The sequence below is a fragment of the Agrococcus casei LMG 22410 genome (assembly GCF_900163565.1).
Taxonomy (GTDB): Bacteria; Actinomycetota; Actinomycetes; order Actinomycetales; family Microbacteriaceae; genus Agrococcus; species Agrococcus casei.
The window spans coordinates 194,963-210,118 of record NZ_FUHU01000044.1 but is presented as its reverse complement, the minus strand read 5'-3'; the positions used below and the strand labels follow the sequence as shown (position 1 = coordinate 210,118).

Sequence of the window (15,156 nt, the reverse complement as noted above, 5' to 3'; positions counted from 1 at the left end):
ACACTCCGGCCAGGACTACCCCATCATTGCGAGATCGGGCAGAAACAGACTGACAGTCGTAACTGTCACCGACGGTCCCGATTGATGCGATCGCTCCGACTTCCGCGAGCCGTTCTGTGTAACGCAGAGCTGTGTATTGAGAGCCGGCATCGGAATGTTGGACGACCCCGGTGATGTCCTCGCCAGCCCGATCTCGGACCCAGAGTGCCATCTCGAGCGCGTCCAGCGGCAGGTCGGTCGGCATCTTCGACATCGTCCGCCAGCCCACGATCCGGCGGGAGAACACGTCGGTGACGAACGCGGTGAACGCCATCCCTGACCACGTCGGAACATATGTGAAGTCGACCACCCAGAGCTGGTTCGGCCGGTCGGCATGGAACTCGCGCTTCACGTGATCCTCAGCCCTCGGCGCGGAGTCGTCAGGGCGCGTGGTGATGAACTGCTTGCCCCTGCGGATGCCGCGCAGTCCCTGCTGACGCATGAGACGTTCGACCGTGCAGCGGGCGACGGTGATGCCCTCGCGGCGCAGCAACCGCCAGATCTTGCGCGCTCCGCTGATCCCGCGACCGAGCCCCCGGTCCCAGAACACCCGCTCGATCTGGACGACCAGCTCTGCATCAGCACCGGCGCGGGCTGAGGCTGGTCGCTTCTTGAACGCGTAGTAACCGGACGGAGCGATCTTCACACCGTGCTCTGTGAGCACGCGGCAGATCGGCTCGACCCCGAACCGGTCACGATGATCATCGATGAACTGAACTACCACGGCAGTCGCGGGTCGAGCTCCCGCGCGAAGAAACTCGACGCCGCCAACAGGATCTCGTTCGCACGCTTGAGCTCACGCACTTCCGCCTCGAGCTGCTTGATCCTCGACGCGTCATCCGTCGTCGTTCCTGGGCGCTCGCCCGCGTCGATCTGGGATTGTTTGACCCACCCACGCAGCGTGTCAGGGTTCACGCCAACGCGCTGTCCGATCCGGATCACTGCCTGGTTCACAGACAACTCCGGATCCTCCTTCCGTGCTTCCTGCACGAGCCTCATCGCTCGCTCCCGCAACTCCGGCGGATACTTCCTCAAAGCTGGCATAGTCATCATCCTCTCGGGATTTCAGACCCTCCACGAGACCCGGGGCGATTCACGGTGATATCCACCAACCATTTCTCATCCAAACCATCAGCCGTAAAATCGCGTTGCACCAGGTCGTCACCCACCGGCGCACCAGCTTTCTGGTAGCGGCGCTTTCGTGTCGTAATGGTCGACTGAATGCCGGCGATCTTGCACAGCCGCCACACCCGTCGCTCCGAGATGACAAAGCCAAGATCATGCAGATCATCAGCGAGCACCCGGTACCCGCCCTCGGGGTCGTCCTCGTGGAGCTCACGCAATACTTGAATGATCTGCGCGTCAGCAATCTCTCGGGCAGACAACGGCTGTTTCACCCACTGGTAATACGCCTGCTTCGTAAACCCCAGCACCCGGCACGCCACCGCCACCGGCACCCGAATGCGGGCACCGGGCGCGGCCATCTCTTGGACGAGCGGGAACACTATTTTGGGGGCGTGATATGAATCTGCGACAAATACGCCGCCGCACGCCTGAGTACCTCGTTCTCCTGCTCGAGGAGCCGGTTCCGGTGCATCAATTCACGAATCTGCGCATCCTCGCCCGGGGTCACGTCTTTTGCTACCGGCAGGCCAGCGTCACGTCGGTCAGCATCAGCGACCCATTTCGACATTGCTGATTTCGAGATACCAAGATCGCGACACACCTCGCGTTGCGTGGCACCTGCCCGCACCAACGCGACGGCGTCTTGCTTGAACTCTTCTGAGTACTTCATCACTGATCATTCTCCTTCACCCCACCCGCATGCACGAGTGGACAGGAGTCAACCAAACCCTCAGCAGACCCCGGCACTTCGCCGATGCAGGTCGGTGGCGCGATCTTCCGAAACTGGGTCGGTGAGACTCCGTACCGGTGATGAAACCATGCGGCGGCGACACGTCGATCCTGCCACCCCACTCGCCGCGCCGCAGCGTCGATCGTCAGTGTCGTTTCCTCGATCAGTCGCGCGAACTCGGTGAGCCGGATCTCGATCAGCCATCGCTTGGGAGGGAGCCCGAACCGGGCAGTAAACAATCGTGAAAGCTGCGACCTCGATAACGCGACCGCCCGCGCTACCTCGTCCGTCGTCCACGGCCGCGCCAGGTCGGCCCGCATCAGATTCGCCGCATCCGACACCGCAGAACGTGCCGGGAGCACCGAGAGCCGTCCAACCATCCCGTTCGCGGTTCGCACTGGGGGATCTTGATCGGTCACCAATGCCGGAACGATCTGCTCCGCGGTCTGCGCGAATAGCGTGATCAGCCGTGCGATCGATTCCGAGCCGCCCTGATGCGGGATGACGCTCATCCGCCGCAGCACAGGTTCCAACCGTGCCAGCCGTTCCCGCCCGGCATGAAACACCATCGCTTCACCGTTCCACTGCGCCGGGTGCAGGCCGGGCAGTACCCGCTCGGGGCCGGGCAGCACCCAGATCATGTGCCAGCGCAGGAACTCCTGATCGAGGTAGATAGTCCAGCACCGCACCTGCGGTTCCGGGTTCGCTTGACACCATGCCCGAGACCCCAGCACGAACACATCGCCTGCGCTGAGCAGCCATTGGCCCGTGGAGGTCGTGACGCGGCTGGTACCTGCCATGACGTGGATGATCTTCGCGTGCGCGAACGCGACGGGTTCCACCGGTTCCGTGCGCACGGACTCGACCACTGCAAGCGGCCCCAAGAGCGGTGCGAGTTCACGAAACCGCCCCGGTTGCGGAGGATCACCGACCTTGCTCATGGGGTGCTCCCGCGGGCGCTGATGATTGAGTCGTCCGCGACATGCGCGGACGACTCAAGACAGATGGTGAGAGCGCACGTCAAACGGCCCCCTCATCACGTTCTGTTCCGCTGCTCCAAGCAGCCCACAGTGTTGCGTATGGGCCGTTGGTCAGCAGCAAGGCGTCGTGGTTGCCCTGCTCAATGATGCGGCCGTGTTCCATGACGATGATGCGGTCGCAGCTGGCTGCCTGGGAGAGTCGGTGTGCGATGACGAGCGCGGTGCGCCCTTTGGTGAGGGCGCGAGTGGCGTGGTCGAGGGCGGTGGTGTCTGCGGTGTCGGCATCCGCGGTGGCTTCGTCGAGGACGACGAGGGCAGGGTTCGCGAGGAGGGCACGGGCGAGAGCAAGATGGCTGGCGGCGGACCCGGTGAGTGGGTGCCCGCCGTGTCCGACGAGTGTGCTGAGTCCGTCGGGCAGTTGCGCCGGGATCTGGTTTGCGCCGACGACGGTGAGGGCGTCTCGCAGGAGGTCATGGTCAGCAGTGGGCTCAGCGAGGCTGAGGTTTTCGGCGAGGGTGCCGGTGAAGACGTGGGATTCCTGCGTGACGGTCACGATCTGCTCAGCGGGCACGGACCGATCGATGCGTCCGGCCGTTGGTGGGTGAATGCCCGCGATGAGGGCTGCGAGGGTAGATTTCCCCGATCCGGTGGCTCCGACGAGCGCAACGGACTCTCCCGGAGCGATAGCGAGAGAGATGTTCTGCAACACAGGGGTGCTGCCGTCGTAGCTGAACGAGACATCGTGGAGTGTGACGTTGCCATCGCTGCTACCCGTAGACCTGGGGGCGGCTTCTTCGACGGGCTGTTCGATGACGCCGATGATGCGGCCGAGGGCGGCGAGCGCGGACTGCAGTTCGTCCATCACGAAGAGCAGTGCGGCGATGGGTGCGACGGTGCGGAGGAACAGGAGGGCTGCGGCGGTGACATCGCCGGGGGTTGCTGAGTCCGTGTAGGCGAGCCAGATACCGACGGCGAGCACGGCAAACAGGCCGATGGCTTCGGTGAGGTTGACGCGGCCGAAGAGGCGGTTCTGAATGATGCGCGTTCGCATCGCCCACCGCACGGTCTGCCAGGCCGCGTCGCGGATGCGGGTGAGCTGGCGGTGTTCGAGGCGGTGGGCGGTGACGGTGGGGAGTTCGGTGAGGGTGCCGAGGATGTGCTGTCCGCGCACGGATTCCGCGGCCCGGTCGGCGGCGTACACGGCCGGTGCGGTGCGCAGGTACCAGCGCAGGGTGAGTGCGTAGAGCGGCAGGGTGAGGGCGAAGCCGATGAGGTAGCGGGGGTCGAGGGCGGTGAGGCTGACCCCGACGATGACGATGGTGAACGCGGAGATCGCCACGCGTGGCAGGGCGTTCGGGAGGGTCTCGGCAGCTTGGGCGATGTCGTCGGAGGCGCGAGTGACGACATCCCCGGTGCCCGCGGTCTCGATCACCCGGCGCGGCAGGCCCAGGGCGGCGGCGACGTAGTTTTCGCGCAGTTCCGCGATGACGGTCTCGGCGAGCCTCGCCAGGGCGATCGCGCCGGCCCAAGCGAGGATCCCGGCGGCGATCGCGGCGCCAGCGAGCGCGGCGAGCTGCCACCAGAACGATGCGGGCACACTCCCGCTGGTGTGAGCAACGGCATCGACGAGGCTTCCGACGATGAGCGGGAACACCACCGCGGTCGCGGCCTCCAGCAAGAAGAGCAGCAGCAGCCCTACCAGGCGCAGGCGTCGCCCGGCGAGCATCCGCCAGAGGGTGCGTGCGACAGTGCGGCCGGTCGCGATCGGCAACGGGCCGTCGAAGGCGGTCTCAGCTGAACCTGTCACGAGGGCTCACCGCCTTCGTATGGCGCAATCAGGCGATCGGCGACGGCACGGAACGCGGGCGAGGAGGTGAGGACGATTGTGGTGCGCCCGACCCGGTGAGTGCGGAGGGCGGCGGCGATGTGCTGCTCGGTGACGGCGTCGACCGAACTGGTGGGATCGGTGAGCACGAGCAGGTCAGGGTCGGCGGTGATCGCGCGGGCCAGGGCAATTCGCTGCCGCTGACCACCAGAAAGTTCACGGCCACCGTCGCCGACCCGGGTGGCGTCGTAGCCCGAGGGCAGTTCCGTCTCCGTCAGCGCGGCGACCCTGAGCGCCGTCCGCGCGATGGCCTCGTCGAGCGGCTTGTCACCGGTGGCCCGCGCGTTCTCGAGCACGGTTCCGGCGAACAAGCCTGCTGTGTGCGGCACGGCTAGGACGCGCTCGCGCAGGGTGGTCGGATCCCAGGCCTCCACGGCCACCCCATCGAGGAGCACCTGCCCGGTCACGGGTACGGCCTGTGCGGAGAGCACGTCGGTGAGGAGGCGTTGCCCGGCCTGGGGGAGGTCGATCACGACGAACTCCCCGGACGACACGGTGGTATTCAGCAGCGATCCGTCCGGGAGTGCGAGCCGATCCACTCGCAGCAGGTCTTCGGCAGTGCCGACCCGCTGGGTGGTGTCGCCGGTGTGTTCTCCGAGCCCGGCAGGATTCGCGGGCTCCGAGAGTAGGTCGAGCACGCGGCGGGCGGAGGCCTGCGAGATCGCCCAGAAGGTGCCGAGGGTGCCGACGAGTCCGTCGAGCGGTCCGATCAGGCTGACCGCGACCCCGGCGACGGTCACAAGTTGCCCGATCGTGAGCTGCCCGGTGAACGCGAGTATCGCTGCAGCGACTACCACAGCCGCGGCGAAGAGTTGCGCGGTCGCGGTGCTGATGCCGTCGAATCCGGCTCGGGCGAATTGTGCCGCGAGGGTGCCGCGCAGCGCTTCCCGGCTGACCGTACGGTAGCGGCCGGCTGCGGTGGCCTGGGCGTTGATCCCGCGGATCACCCGATACCCCGCCACCAGGTCGGCCGCGACGGCGGCCGCATCCGCGAGTCCCGCCTGTTCGCGGATGCTCCGTCGTCGCAGCGGGATCGCGGCGAGTTGCATGAGCACGACCACGATCGGCAACGCCACCACGACCCCGAGACCCAGCCACGGGTGGATCGCGAACAGGATCACGGCGGCGGTGAGCAGCCCGACGATCTCACCCGGCGGGTACACCGTGACGTAGAGCACGAGACACGCGCGGTGCACGTCACCGGTCGCGACCGCGAGCAGCCCACCCGGCGCACGCGCCGCTCCCACCATCCCGCGCGGGTCAAGCACACGCGAGAGCACCGCCTGGGAGAGCTCGAACTGCGAGCGCTGCACCCCGAACCAGCCAAGCCTGCCCCCGAACCGATACGACAGATTTACCACCAGGTAGACGCCGACGAGTGCGAGCCCCCACCACACAAGCGGGCCGGTCACCGAAGCGAACCCCACCCCCGCAGCCGACGGTGCGACGACCTTGTCGACGAGCATGCCGATCACGACCGGCAGCAGCATCCCCGCGATCCCGTGCACGATCAGCAACACTGACCCTGCTGCTATCCACGGCCATACCCCGCGGATGATCGACCCGCTCAGGCGTGCGGCCGACCAGGAGGGGTCTATTCGCAGCCGGTCGGTGGTGGGTGGCGCTACGGGTGGTTCGAAGAATCCCGCCCGCGTTCCTGCGCCCCGCCCGCCCATCGATGACCTCAGCCGATTGCGGTCGCGGCATAGAGGGTGTTGCCCCAGCCGATGGTGGAGCGTGCGGGTTCGCCGAGTCCGGCGGCGGCGAACAGTGCCAGGTGTTCGTCGTGGGTGCGAGCACCGCCGCCGGTCAGGGCGAACTCGATGAGGTCGTCTTCGTACTCGTGCTCGTCGGCGAGTACCGGGTCGAGCACCTCGCCGAACACGAGCACTCTTCCTCCCGGTTGCACGCTCGCGGCGGCCTCGCGCAGCGCGTGGGCGGCATCCGCATCCGGCAGACTGCTCAGCGCGCCCACAAGCAGGACGGCATCGACGGGCTCAGGAAGCCGAGACAGCAGCGTGCCGGGGGTGTGGCTGACGCGGGCGTGCTCGCCGTGCAGGGCGCGCAGCGCGTCCAGCTCCGAGGGGGCAGCCACCACGAGTGCCTGCACATCCTCGCGAGCAGTGACGAGGGCCTCCGCAAACGCGCCGGGAGCACGCCCCACGACCACGACCGTGCTGAGTCCATCGAATACGGGGGCGGCTGCGACAGCGCCTGCCTCGTACTCGGCAATACCGGCCTCCTCCTCGACCCGAGCGGTCAACAGCGTCGCATCGCTCACGGTGCGGTCGGCCCATTCCGCACCGAACCAGCGGTCGTGATCCCCTCGGCCGGTGCGCACCGCGGCTAGCAGGGAGAGTAGGCCGCCGAGTTCGCGTTGCGCATACAGCCCGGTAAGGCTCAGCGCCTCGGACACATAATCGTTCTCCAGACTCCGCCCGAGGCTCGTGAGCCGGTAGCCTCCGTCGGTCTGTTCGGTGATCCGGATGGCGGTGAGGTAGCGCAGCAGCTTCTCCACTCCGGCAGGGGCGGTATCGGTCGCCTCCGCAACCTCCACGACCGTGCGGGCCTGGTCGCCGAGCGCACCAGCGAGTCCGATCGTCGCGGCGACCCGTAGCACGAAACCGGGGGCGAGTTCACTCAACTCGTGGAACGCTTCACCGTCGTCCTCGGTGGCATCGAGATCCAGCGCACCCGATTCATCCACGACAACTTCCTGTCGCCGCCAGTACCCGGTCACCTCGACCTGCTCCTTCGGCAGGCCCTTCTCGTTCCGCAGCCACCGGCGGATCGGGGTGAGGGTGAGGGTCTCTCCGGCGACCCACGCGAACACCGTGCCCTCCCACCAGTGGGCGGCCCGGATCGCGTCGAACAGCAGTGTCGTGGTGCCCGGCTCGGCACCGTCGCGGGTCAGCCAGGTGATCTCGACCCCATCGGGAACCGGCAGGTCGAGTTGCCGGTGCGAGGCCTCGGCGACCTCGATGAACACCTGCCCACGCGCACCCTCGGGCCATTCCTCCAACCAGCGCCCGATCGCGGGCAGCGCGGTCTCGTCGCCAGCGACAAGGGTCCAATCCGCCCCGACCGGATGCGGGGCGGAGGATTTCGGACCGGCCCAGGTGACCCGCTCACCGGGCTGTACCGAGTAGGCCCACGATGTCGCGGGTCCGACGCCGTGCTTGACGAAGTCCAGATCGACCTCGCCGGCGGCCGGGTCCCAGCGGCGGATCGTGTAGGTGCGGAACAGCAGGTGCGGGTTGTCGCGGGGCCAGTTCAGCACCCCGTCGGCCTGCGTCGGTGCCACGGGAACCTCCGCGTCCGGATGCTGAAGGATGAGCTTGCCCTCGTCGTCGAACCCGTCGGAGCGGAACGCTGCTACCGGGTACCCGTTCGCTGCGGTGTGCGCGGCGAGCTCCGCACCGCCGAGGGTGACGCGACGCATACCCGGGGTGACGTCGGCGACGCGGAGCACGTCGAGGGTGCGGACGGTGATCGGATAGACGTCCAGGGGGCGAAGACTGCGAGCCATACGGTTATTCCTGTTCCACGGGGGCCTGGGTGGGGGTCTGGGCGTCTTGTCCGGTGAACTCCACCGGCGCGAGTGTGGCGGTGCGGGGATCCAGTGGAACGACGTTCGGGGTGCCGGTGACCGGATCGGGCACGATCAGCGCGCGTAGCCCGAAGACTTCCTCGATCAGCTCCACGGTCATCACCTCTGCGGGGGAACCGGTGGTGACGACCTGTCCGTGCTTCATGACGATGAGGTGGTCGGCGTAGCGGGCGGCCTGGTTCAGGTCGTGCAGCACGGCGACGAGGGTCTTGCCGTCGTCGTGGAACCCGCGGAACAGTTCCATCAGCTCGTACTGGTGCGCGATGTCGAGGAAGGTGGTGGGCTCGTCGAGCAGCATGATCGGGGTGTCCTGTGCGAGCAGCATCGCCACCCATACCCGCTGGCGCTGGCCGCCGGAGAGCTCATCCACCAACCGTGAGGACAGCTCGGTCAGGCGCGTTGCCGTGAGCGCCCGCGCGACCGCTGCCTCGTCCGATTCGCGCCATTGCTGGATGAGGTTCTGGTATGGCGCCCGGCCCCGAGCCACCAGATCAGCGACCCGGATGCCGTCGGGCGAGAGCGAGGTCTGCGGCAAGAGCCCGAGCTGCCGGGCGACCTCCTTCGACTTGTACGAGGCGATCGCACGACCATCCAGCAACACTCGCCCCGAGACCGGGTTCAGCACGCGCGCGAAGGCCCGCAGCAGGGTCGATTTGCCGCAGCCGTTCGGTCCGATGATCGCGGTGAACGACCCGTCCGGGATCTGCACCGACAAGTCGCGGGAGATGATCCGCTTGTCGTAGCCGATGGTCGCGTTCTCAATCACGACGCGGGCAACAGCGTTTTCAAGGGTCATTGTGTCCTCAGGGGGAGAAGCTGGTGACGTCATCGTGGAGTTCCGTAGTGTGCGCGGGTTTCTCGGATGAGCAGGAAGATCAGATACAGCCCGCCGATGCACACCGTGATCAGTCCGACCGGGATCGCCCGGTAGAACTGTGCGATCACGAGCGAGAGCAGGTGCGCGAGGGAGAGGAGTGCCGCACCCATCGCCCCCGCAGCGAGCAGATTCACCCCGGGCGAACTGGTGATCCGGCGGGCGAGTTGCGGCGCGGCGAGCGCGATGAACCCAATGGGGCCTGCGGCGGCGGTCACGAGTGCACCGGTGGCGACACCGATAACCATGAGTCCGAGGCGGGCACGCCCGACCCGGGTGCCGAGGGTCACGGCCGCGTCGTCGCCGAGTTCCAGACGCCTCAGGGCGGGAGCGAGGATGGCGGCTGCGAGGAGGATCACCGCGGCGATGATCAGTGAGGGAGTCATGGATGACCAGGAGACGCGGTTGAGGGATCCGGCGCCCCAGAAGCCGACGCTCATCGCGTCGTCGATGTCGGCGCGGGTGATGAGGTAGGCGTTGATGGAGCCGAGCATTGCGGAGACACCGATGCCGACGATGATGAGCCGGAATCCGTGCATGCCGCGCCGGTATGCGAGCACATAGACGAGGAACGCGGTGACCAAGCCGCCGATGATCGATGCCGAGGCGATCGTCCAATAGTTGGAGGTGCCGACGACGAGCATGGTGATGACGACCGCTGTATACGACCCGGCGTCGAAGCCGATGATGTCGGGCGAGCCGAGCGGGTTGCGGGTCAGGGATTGGAAGATCGCGCCACCGACGCCGAGAAGGAGCCCGAACACGACGGCCGCGAGCGCGACGGGGAGGCGCCACTCCCGCACGATCGTTTGGTGGAACTCTTCACCCGCACCGGTGATCGCCTGCCACACTTGCAGTAAGTTCAACGGGTAATCCCCGAACGTGATCGCGACTCCCACCGCGATGACCGCGAGCACGAGTAGGAGCACCGATACGACGGCAATGCGCACCGGCAGCAGGAGCGAGAACCAGCGTGTGCGTGTCCGCTTCAGCGAGTAGCCAAAGTCGACACGGGAGAAATATGCACCGTGCGAACGTTGTTCCTCTGTTGTGTTCACAGCCCGCTCGCTTTCCGGCGGCGTACCAGGGCGATGAGCACGGGGGCGCCGATGACCGCGGTGACGATGCCTACCTCGATCTCGCCGGGCCGGGCGACCACCCGGCCGAGCACGTCGGCGGCTAGCACGAGCGTGGGTGCGGCCAGTGCGGAGTAAAGGATGATCCACCGTTGGTCTGGGCCGACGAACCAGCGCACGATATGCGGCACCATGAGCCCCACGAACCCGATCCCGCCGGTGAGTGCGGTCGCCCCACCTGCGAGCAGGGTGACGGCGATGATGCCGAGTACGCGGGTGCGGCCGACTTTCGTGCCGAGGGAGGCTGCGAGGTCGTCGCCTAGGGCGATGGAGTTCAGTGAGCCGGAGAGGATCACCGCGAGGATCAGTCCGACCACAAGGAACGGCAGCACGCTCATGGTGTCCTCCAACGAGGTGCGGGCGATCGATCCGAGGCCCCAGTTGCGGATCGACCGGAACGTGTCCTTATCGATCAGGGTCAGGAAGGTCGAGAACCCGCCGAGCACAGCGCTCAGCGCGACACCGGCGAGCACGAGCGTGACCGGGGATGCGGTGCCGCGCCCAGCCGAGCCGATTAGGTACACCAGGGTCGTCGCGAAGGCCGCGCCGATGAACGCGAACCAGATGTACCCGGTCACCCCTGACAGACCGAACAGCCCCACCCCGAGAGTGACGGCGAAGCCGGCACCCGCGTTGACTCCGAGGATCCCGGGGTCGGCGAGCGGGTTCCGGGTCAACGCCTGGATCAGCGCACCCGAGGCTCCGAACGCTGCTCCGGTTATAAGGCCGACGATCGTCCGGGGGATACGCAGCGTCCATACGATGGTCGACGCGTCCGAGTCGTCCGGCTGCCACAGCCCCCGCCACACGGCGTCCAGCGAGAGCGGATTCGCTCCGAATGCGAAACTTGCCAGCACCGCCACCACCAGTGCGGCGAGGATCAGTAGAAGGCCCGCACTGCGCCGCCTGTACAGTGACCTTCGTGAGACGAGAGCTTCCGCAGACCGCCGTGGGATCGCCGTCACAGTCATCGCGCTATTCCGTTCATGCCCCGGCCTCGGTGTGTTGTGTGAGCGTGTGGTTCTTCGTCTCGACCGCGGGTGGCGACAAGGGTGGTTGAAGGCCGAGGTGTTCGCGCAGGGTGGCTCCGGTGTAGGCGGTGCGGTGCAGGGCGCGGCGTTGGAGTTCGGGCACGAGGGTATCGACAAGGTTCTCGGCCTCGGCGAGGTTCAATGGGGTGCTGAGCACGAACCCGTCGATGCCACCGTCGACCAGATACGACTCCAGCTTGTCGGCCACCACCTCCGGCGGGCCGTATGCGACAGTCGTCTCCTTCTCCGTTAGCTGCCGGAGGGTGGGGGCGGTGGCGTGGATCTCGTCGAGCAATCGCTGCGCCCATCCGGCCATGCCCTGCTCCGATGTTTTGCGTGGGAAGTCGCTCGACCTCAGCGGGATGTCGAGGCCTTCGGGCACGGCGCCCGTACCGCCGAGTGAGGCGAGCTGTGCCCTCAGGCCGTCTAGACGCTGCTCTGGCGACACCGTGCCGAGCAGGGCAGCAGCTTCGTCGGCATCGTCGCGCACGGCGACCGTCTGACTGGCCATCACCCGAATGTCGCCCGGAGCACGCCCGAGTGCCACGGCCTGTGTCTTGATGTCGCGGGCGATGGCGTTCACCTCGGCGGGGGTACCGTGTCCGATGTAGACGGCATCGGCGAAACGGGCAGCGAAAGCGCGACCCGGCACCGAGACACCGGCCGAGAACCGCACCGGTCTCCCCTGTGGGGTGCGCGGAATGTTGAGCGCCCCATCGACATCAACGTGCGCGCCGTGGTAATGGACGGCATCGATCCGGTTGCCGCCGTCCCACGAGTCCCAGAGCTGTTCCACCACCTCAGCGAACTCCGTCGCCCGGGCATAGCGTTCGTCGTGGGGCATCGGCGCCCGACCATACAAGCCCGCGGTCGCCTCGAAGGGCGAGGTGACCATGTTCCATCCAGCGCGACCATTGGAAAGGTGATCCAGCGAGGCGATCGCCCGGGCGACGGCATAGGGCTCGTTATAGGTGGTCGACAGTGACCCAACCAACCCCAACCGACTCGTGCTCCCCGCCAAACCCGACAACAACGTCACCGGCTCTGGCAGGAAACCCCCAACGGGTTGCGGCTGTGCGAGGAAGTCCGCGGCGAACAGGCCGTCGAACAACCCTGCCTCCAGAATCGACACTAGTTCCCGGTGATAACCGAGGTCGCCGCGTCGCGAGGCCTCACGCTCGTTCCCAGAGTGGTCGAGCATCAGGCTCGTCGGGTACAACACCATCGAGGCGATCGGCCCTTGGGTGCGGGCAGAGGCTGTCATTGCGTTTCCTTATTCCTGCCGGGCGACGCGTGCATGGGCCCGTTGTGCTCTTCGGACTCGCTCAGCGGGAACGCTCGAACAATCGGTGGGCTTCCTCTGCATCACTTACCAGGTTTTCTGAAGTCGTCGTTCGTGAGCTGCCGCAAGGACGCAACCTTTCGAGCTTCTAGTCTCTACTGGCGCTTCGATAAGCGGTTCGCTTCTCGCTCCTAGGATCGGTCTCGGCCTCCGTGCCAAATGGACCCGTGGGGTGCTGCACGAGAAGACCTGTCGGCTTATCTCCCTATGAGCGTTCCATCGCCCCGCACCGGCTGTCACGTTTCAGTTTCGAGAGCAGGGCTGTTCGTGCCCAAAGGTGACAGCCGACGGGGATAGGAAGTCATCAATCGACGAGGCCTGCGGCGTGCAGGCGTTCGGCGAGTTGGGCGCCGAAGGTGTCGACGAAATGCTGGGCTCCGAGTGGCGTCAGCGGATTGCTCGTCGAGGTCTCCAGCTCAGGATCTCCTTGATAGAAAACAAGATCATTCTTGACGGCAGGTAGATCCGCCCAACGAGGATCCGCTTCGAGAACCGCGCGAGTTTCGTCCGGGACAATACTCGCGATGAGGAAGATGTCGGCTTGCGCCAGATCACCGAAGTTCTCCCATGAGAGTGTCTGGGATTCCCCGGTGCTTTTCACCTTGGCCGTCAGCGGTCCGCGCTCCAGACCTGTTTCGAAGTAGATTTTCGAGCCGAAGTTGGGTGAGCCGAGGTCTTCTTCGTCGGCGCGGAAGTAGTCAAGGACCAGCTTGGTGCTACCGAAGGTGGATTCGCCATAATTGTGCAGAATGTCCACGGCCGCGTCATGAAATGCTGCAGCGTCTTTCTTGGTCTTTCCCAGCGCCAGGAAGGTGTTTTCGACGATCTCCTGGTCATCATCGTTCCCGGAGGCCGTCGTCACGAGCGGCGCAATGGCATTGAGTTTTTCGATGTCGCTCTCGTCGAGGTAGTCGGGGCCGATGATGAGATCCGGATCGAGCGCGGCAACCGCTTCGGGCGAGATCGTTCCCGGGTTGGCCGGGATCAATCCATCATTGAATTTCTCCCCGCCGCGAAGAAATTCCGCCGGTAAGTAGGGTCGGTCGACGACTGCCTCGGGCTGGGCGTAGGCGATCACGTGGTCAGAGTAACCCAGAAGATCGATGACCTCGATGGCCTGGTCCTGCTCCAGGACCACGATGCGTTCGGGGGCCTTGTCGATCGTCACACCGCCATCGAAATTCTCGACCGTGATCGGATAGGGTCCCGATGGGGTGGAACTGTCGCCAGGCGTCGAGTTGTCGTCTGCGGCGGTGCAACCAGAGGTGAGTAGAACCAGCATCGTCGTGGTGGCCACGACGAAGCGCTTCCATGGGGCGCGGGTATCGGCGGAGGGGGAAACGGACATGTGGAACTGGACCCTGCTTTCTTCGGAGCAATGGCGTGGGCGGGTGGGTGTTGTCGCATTTGGCTACGGCCCGTAAGGGCCGATTCAGTCGCCGCAGGCATGCGTGGAATGGCTCGTACAGTCAATGATCGTACCGAAATTAGGTTAGGCTAAACTAGGTGACGGAACGGTGCTCGATTCGACAGGTATCTAGCCGAACACGACAACATCGACACGCGGAGAGGCAACGGTGAAGATCGACCAGGCTGTGGACACTGATTTCTCATTGAGGATCCCCAGCGTCGACGTCATCGATCGTCAACACGTAGATGAAGGCGTGGCCTTCTGGCAGGTCGCCGGCTCTTCGCGCTTCTTTCTGTCAAATCAACAGATCGAACTGTCGGCTAATGACGTCCTGTGGCTTCCAATGGGGACTCGACACTCGGTACGGGTGCAGGCCGATTCGATCCTGCTTCCTTTCTGGTTCGAGTATCGGCTCACCGCAACGGTGCTGTCGGATATCACGGTCGTCCAGATAACGGATCGAGAGAAGATCTGTTTTCTGGCCCTGCACCAGAGTTACACGACCACGCTCATCAGGCCGCAGGCTAATGTCGAGCGTCAGGTGCTCTCGATTTTGGAGCGGCGAATACTAGGCGGCGGCGCGTTGCCGCTACCGAGCACTCCGGCTGCACTGACGGTGGCCAATGCGTTGCTGTTCAACCCCGGCGATGATCGATTGATCGCCCGCTGGGCTTCCGAAGTGCATCTCAGCAGCAGGAGCTTGGAGCGTACTTTCCTCGCGGAGACCGGTTACACGCTGCGTGAGTGGCGGCGGCGCAATCGTCTCCAAGCAGCGGCGCGTCTGCTGAAGACGGGCGCGAATGTCACCGCAGTCAGTCACCGCGTCGGTTACGAGAGCCCCAACAGTTTCTCGCGCGCCTTCAGCAACTTTTTCGGCATCGCGCCGTCTCGCTACGCCGCCGAAGCAGTCACACCTCTTACCGAAATCGGGAATAACGCGGCCTTGGGAAAAGGCTTGCCACATGCCAATAGGTCCGCGGGGGATTGATGCCT

13 protein-coding genes, 1 pseudogene and 1 other annotated feature are annotated in these 15,156 nt (G+C 65.6%); of the genes and pseudogenes, 1 reads left to right on the top strand and 13 read right to left on the bottom strand.

Going from position 1 to position 15,156, the window contains the following annotated elements:
* The 13 genes and pseudogenes from CZ674_RS12245 to CZ674_RS12185 all read right to left on the bottom strand — a co-directional run.
* A partial coding sequence (locus CZ674_RS12245) for an IS3 family transposase (protein ID WP_143244744.1) occupies positions 1–763 on the bottom strand: 763 nt, incomplete at its 3' end.
* Positions 671–798, bottom strand: a sequence feature (AL1L pseudoknot). It overlaps the preceding gene by 93 nt.
* A complete protein-coding gene (locus tag CZ674_RS12240; RefSeq protein WP_268802405.1) occupies positions 757–1,083 on the bottom strand; it encodes a transposase in 327 nt (108 codons plus the stop codon). Its footprint overlaps the feature before it by 42 nt. The genes CZ674_RS12240 and CZ674_RS12245, both read right to left, overlap by 7 nt.
* 53 nt (positions 1,084–1,136) lie before the next feature.
* A pseudogene (locus tag CZ674_RS14640) lies at positions 1,137–1,553 on the bottom strand (IS3 family transposase); the annotation flags it as partial.
* On the bottom strand, positions 1,544–1,834 hold the full coding sequence (locus CZ674_RS14635; protein ID WP_086992805.1) for a transposase: 291 nt from the start codon (positions 1,832–1,834) through the stop codon (positions 1,544–1,546). The gene CZ674_RS14635 and the pseudogene CZ674_RS14640, both read right to left, overlap by 10 nt.
* Positions 1,834–2,835, bottom strand: coding sequence for an AraC family transcriptional regulator (locus tag CZ674_RS12225; RefSeq protein ID WP_086992793.1), 1,002 nt, complete (start codon positions 2,833–2,835; stop codon positions 1,834–1,836). Before CZ674_RS12225 ends, CZ674_RS14635 begins: the two co-directional genes overlap by 1 nt.
* A 79-nt stretch (positions 2,836–2,914) precedes the next feature.
* Complete coding sequence (locus tag CZ674_RS12220; protein ID WP_029153868.1) at positions 2,915–4,681, bottom strand: ABC transporter ATP-binding protein; 1,767 nt, start codon at positions 4,679–4,681, stop codon at positions 2,915–2,917.
* A complete protein-coding gene (locus tag CZ674_RS12215) occupies positions 4,678–6,279 on the bottom strand; it encodes an ABC transporter transmembrane domain-containing protein (protein ID WP_159456992.1) in 1,602 nt (533 codons plus the stop codon). Before CZ674_RS12215 ends, CZ674_RS12220 begins: the two co-directional genes overlap by 4 nt.
* A 164-nt stretch (positions 6,280–6,443) precedes the next feature.
* Positions 6,444–8,288, bottom strand: coding sequence for a siderophore-interacting protein (locus CZ674_RS12210; protein WP_086992792.1), 1,845 nt, complete (start codon positions 8,286–8,288; stop codon positions 6,444–6,446).
* 4 nt (positions 8,289–8,292) lie between these two features.
* Positions 8,293–9,165: an ABC transporter ATP-binding protein gene (locus tag CZ674_RS12205; protein ID WP_051216742.1), complete on the bottom strand. Its 873-nt coding sequence runs from the start codon at positions 9,163–9,165 to the stop codon at positions 8,293–8,295.
* Between the two features lie 29 nt (positions 9,166–9,194).
* Complete coding sequence (locus CZ674_RS12200; RefSeq protein WP_051216741.1) at positions 9,195–10,301, bottom strand: FecCD family ABC transporter permease; 1,107 nt, start codon at positions 10,299–10,301, stop codon at positions 9,195–9,197.
* Positions 10,298–11,236: a FecCD family ABC transporter permease gene (locus CZ674_RS12195; protein WP_234988573.1), complete on the bottom strand. Its 939-nt coding sequence runs from the start codon at positions 11,234–11,236 to the stop codon at positions 10,298–10,300. The genes CZ674_RS12200 and CZ674_RS12195 overlap by 4 nt, the downstream gene beginning before the upstream one ends.
* 127 nt (positions 11,237–11,363) lie before the next feature.
* A complete protein-coding gene (locus CZ674_RS12190; RefSeq protein WP_086992790.1) occupies positions 11,364–12,674 on the bottom strand; it encodes an NtaA/DmoA family FMN-dependent monooxygenase in 1,311 nt (436 codons plus the stop codon).
* A gap of 382 nt (positions 12,675–13,056) precedes the next feature.
* Entirely contained in the window at positions 13,057–14,100 is a 1,044-nt protein-coding gene (locus tag CZ674_RS12185; protein WP_086992789.1) for an ABC transporter substrate-binding protein, read from the bottom strand.
* 229 nt (positions 14,101–14,329) lie between these two features.
* On the opposite strand from CZ674_RS12185, the gene CZ674_RS12180 reads away from it, so the two are divergent.
* The gene (locus CZ674_RS12180) at positions 14,330–15,151 is read left to right on the top strand and encodes a helix-turn-helix transcriptional regulator (protein WP_051216739.1); all 822 of its coding nucleotides are present in this window, start codon (positions 14,330–14,332) and stop codon (positions 15,149–15,151) included.
* The last annotated feature ends 5 nt before the right edge of the window (positions 15,152–15,156 follow it).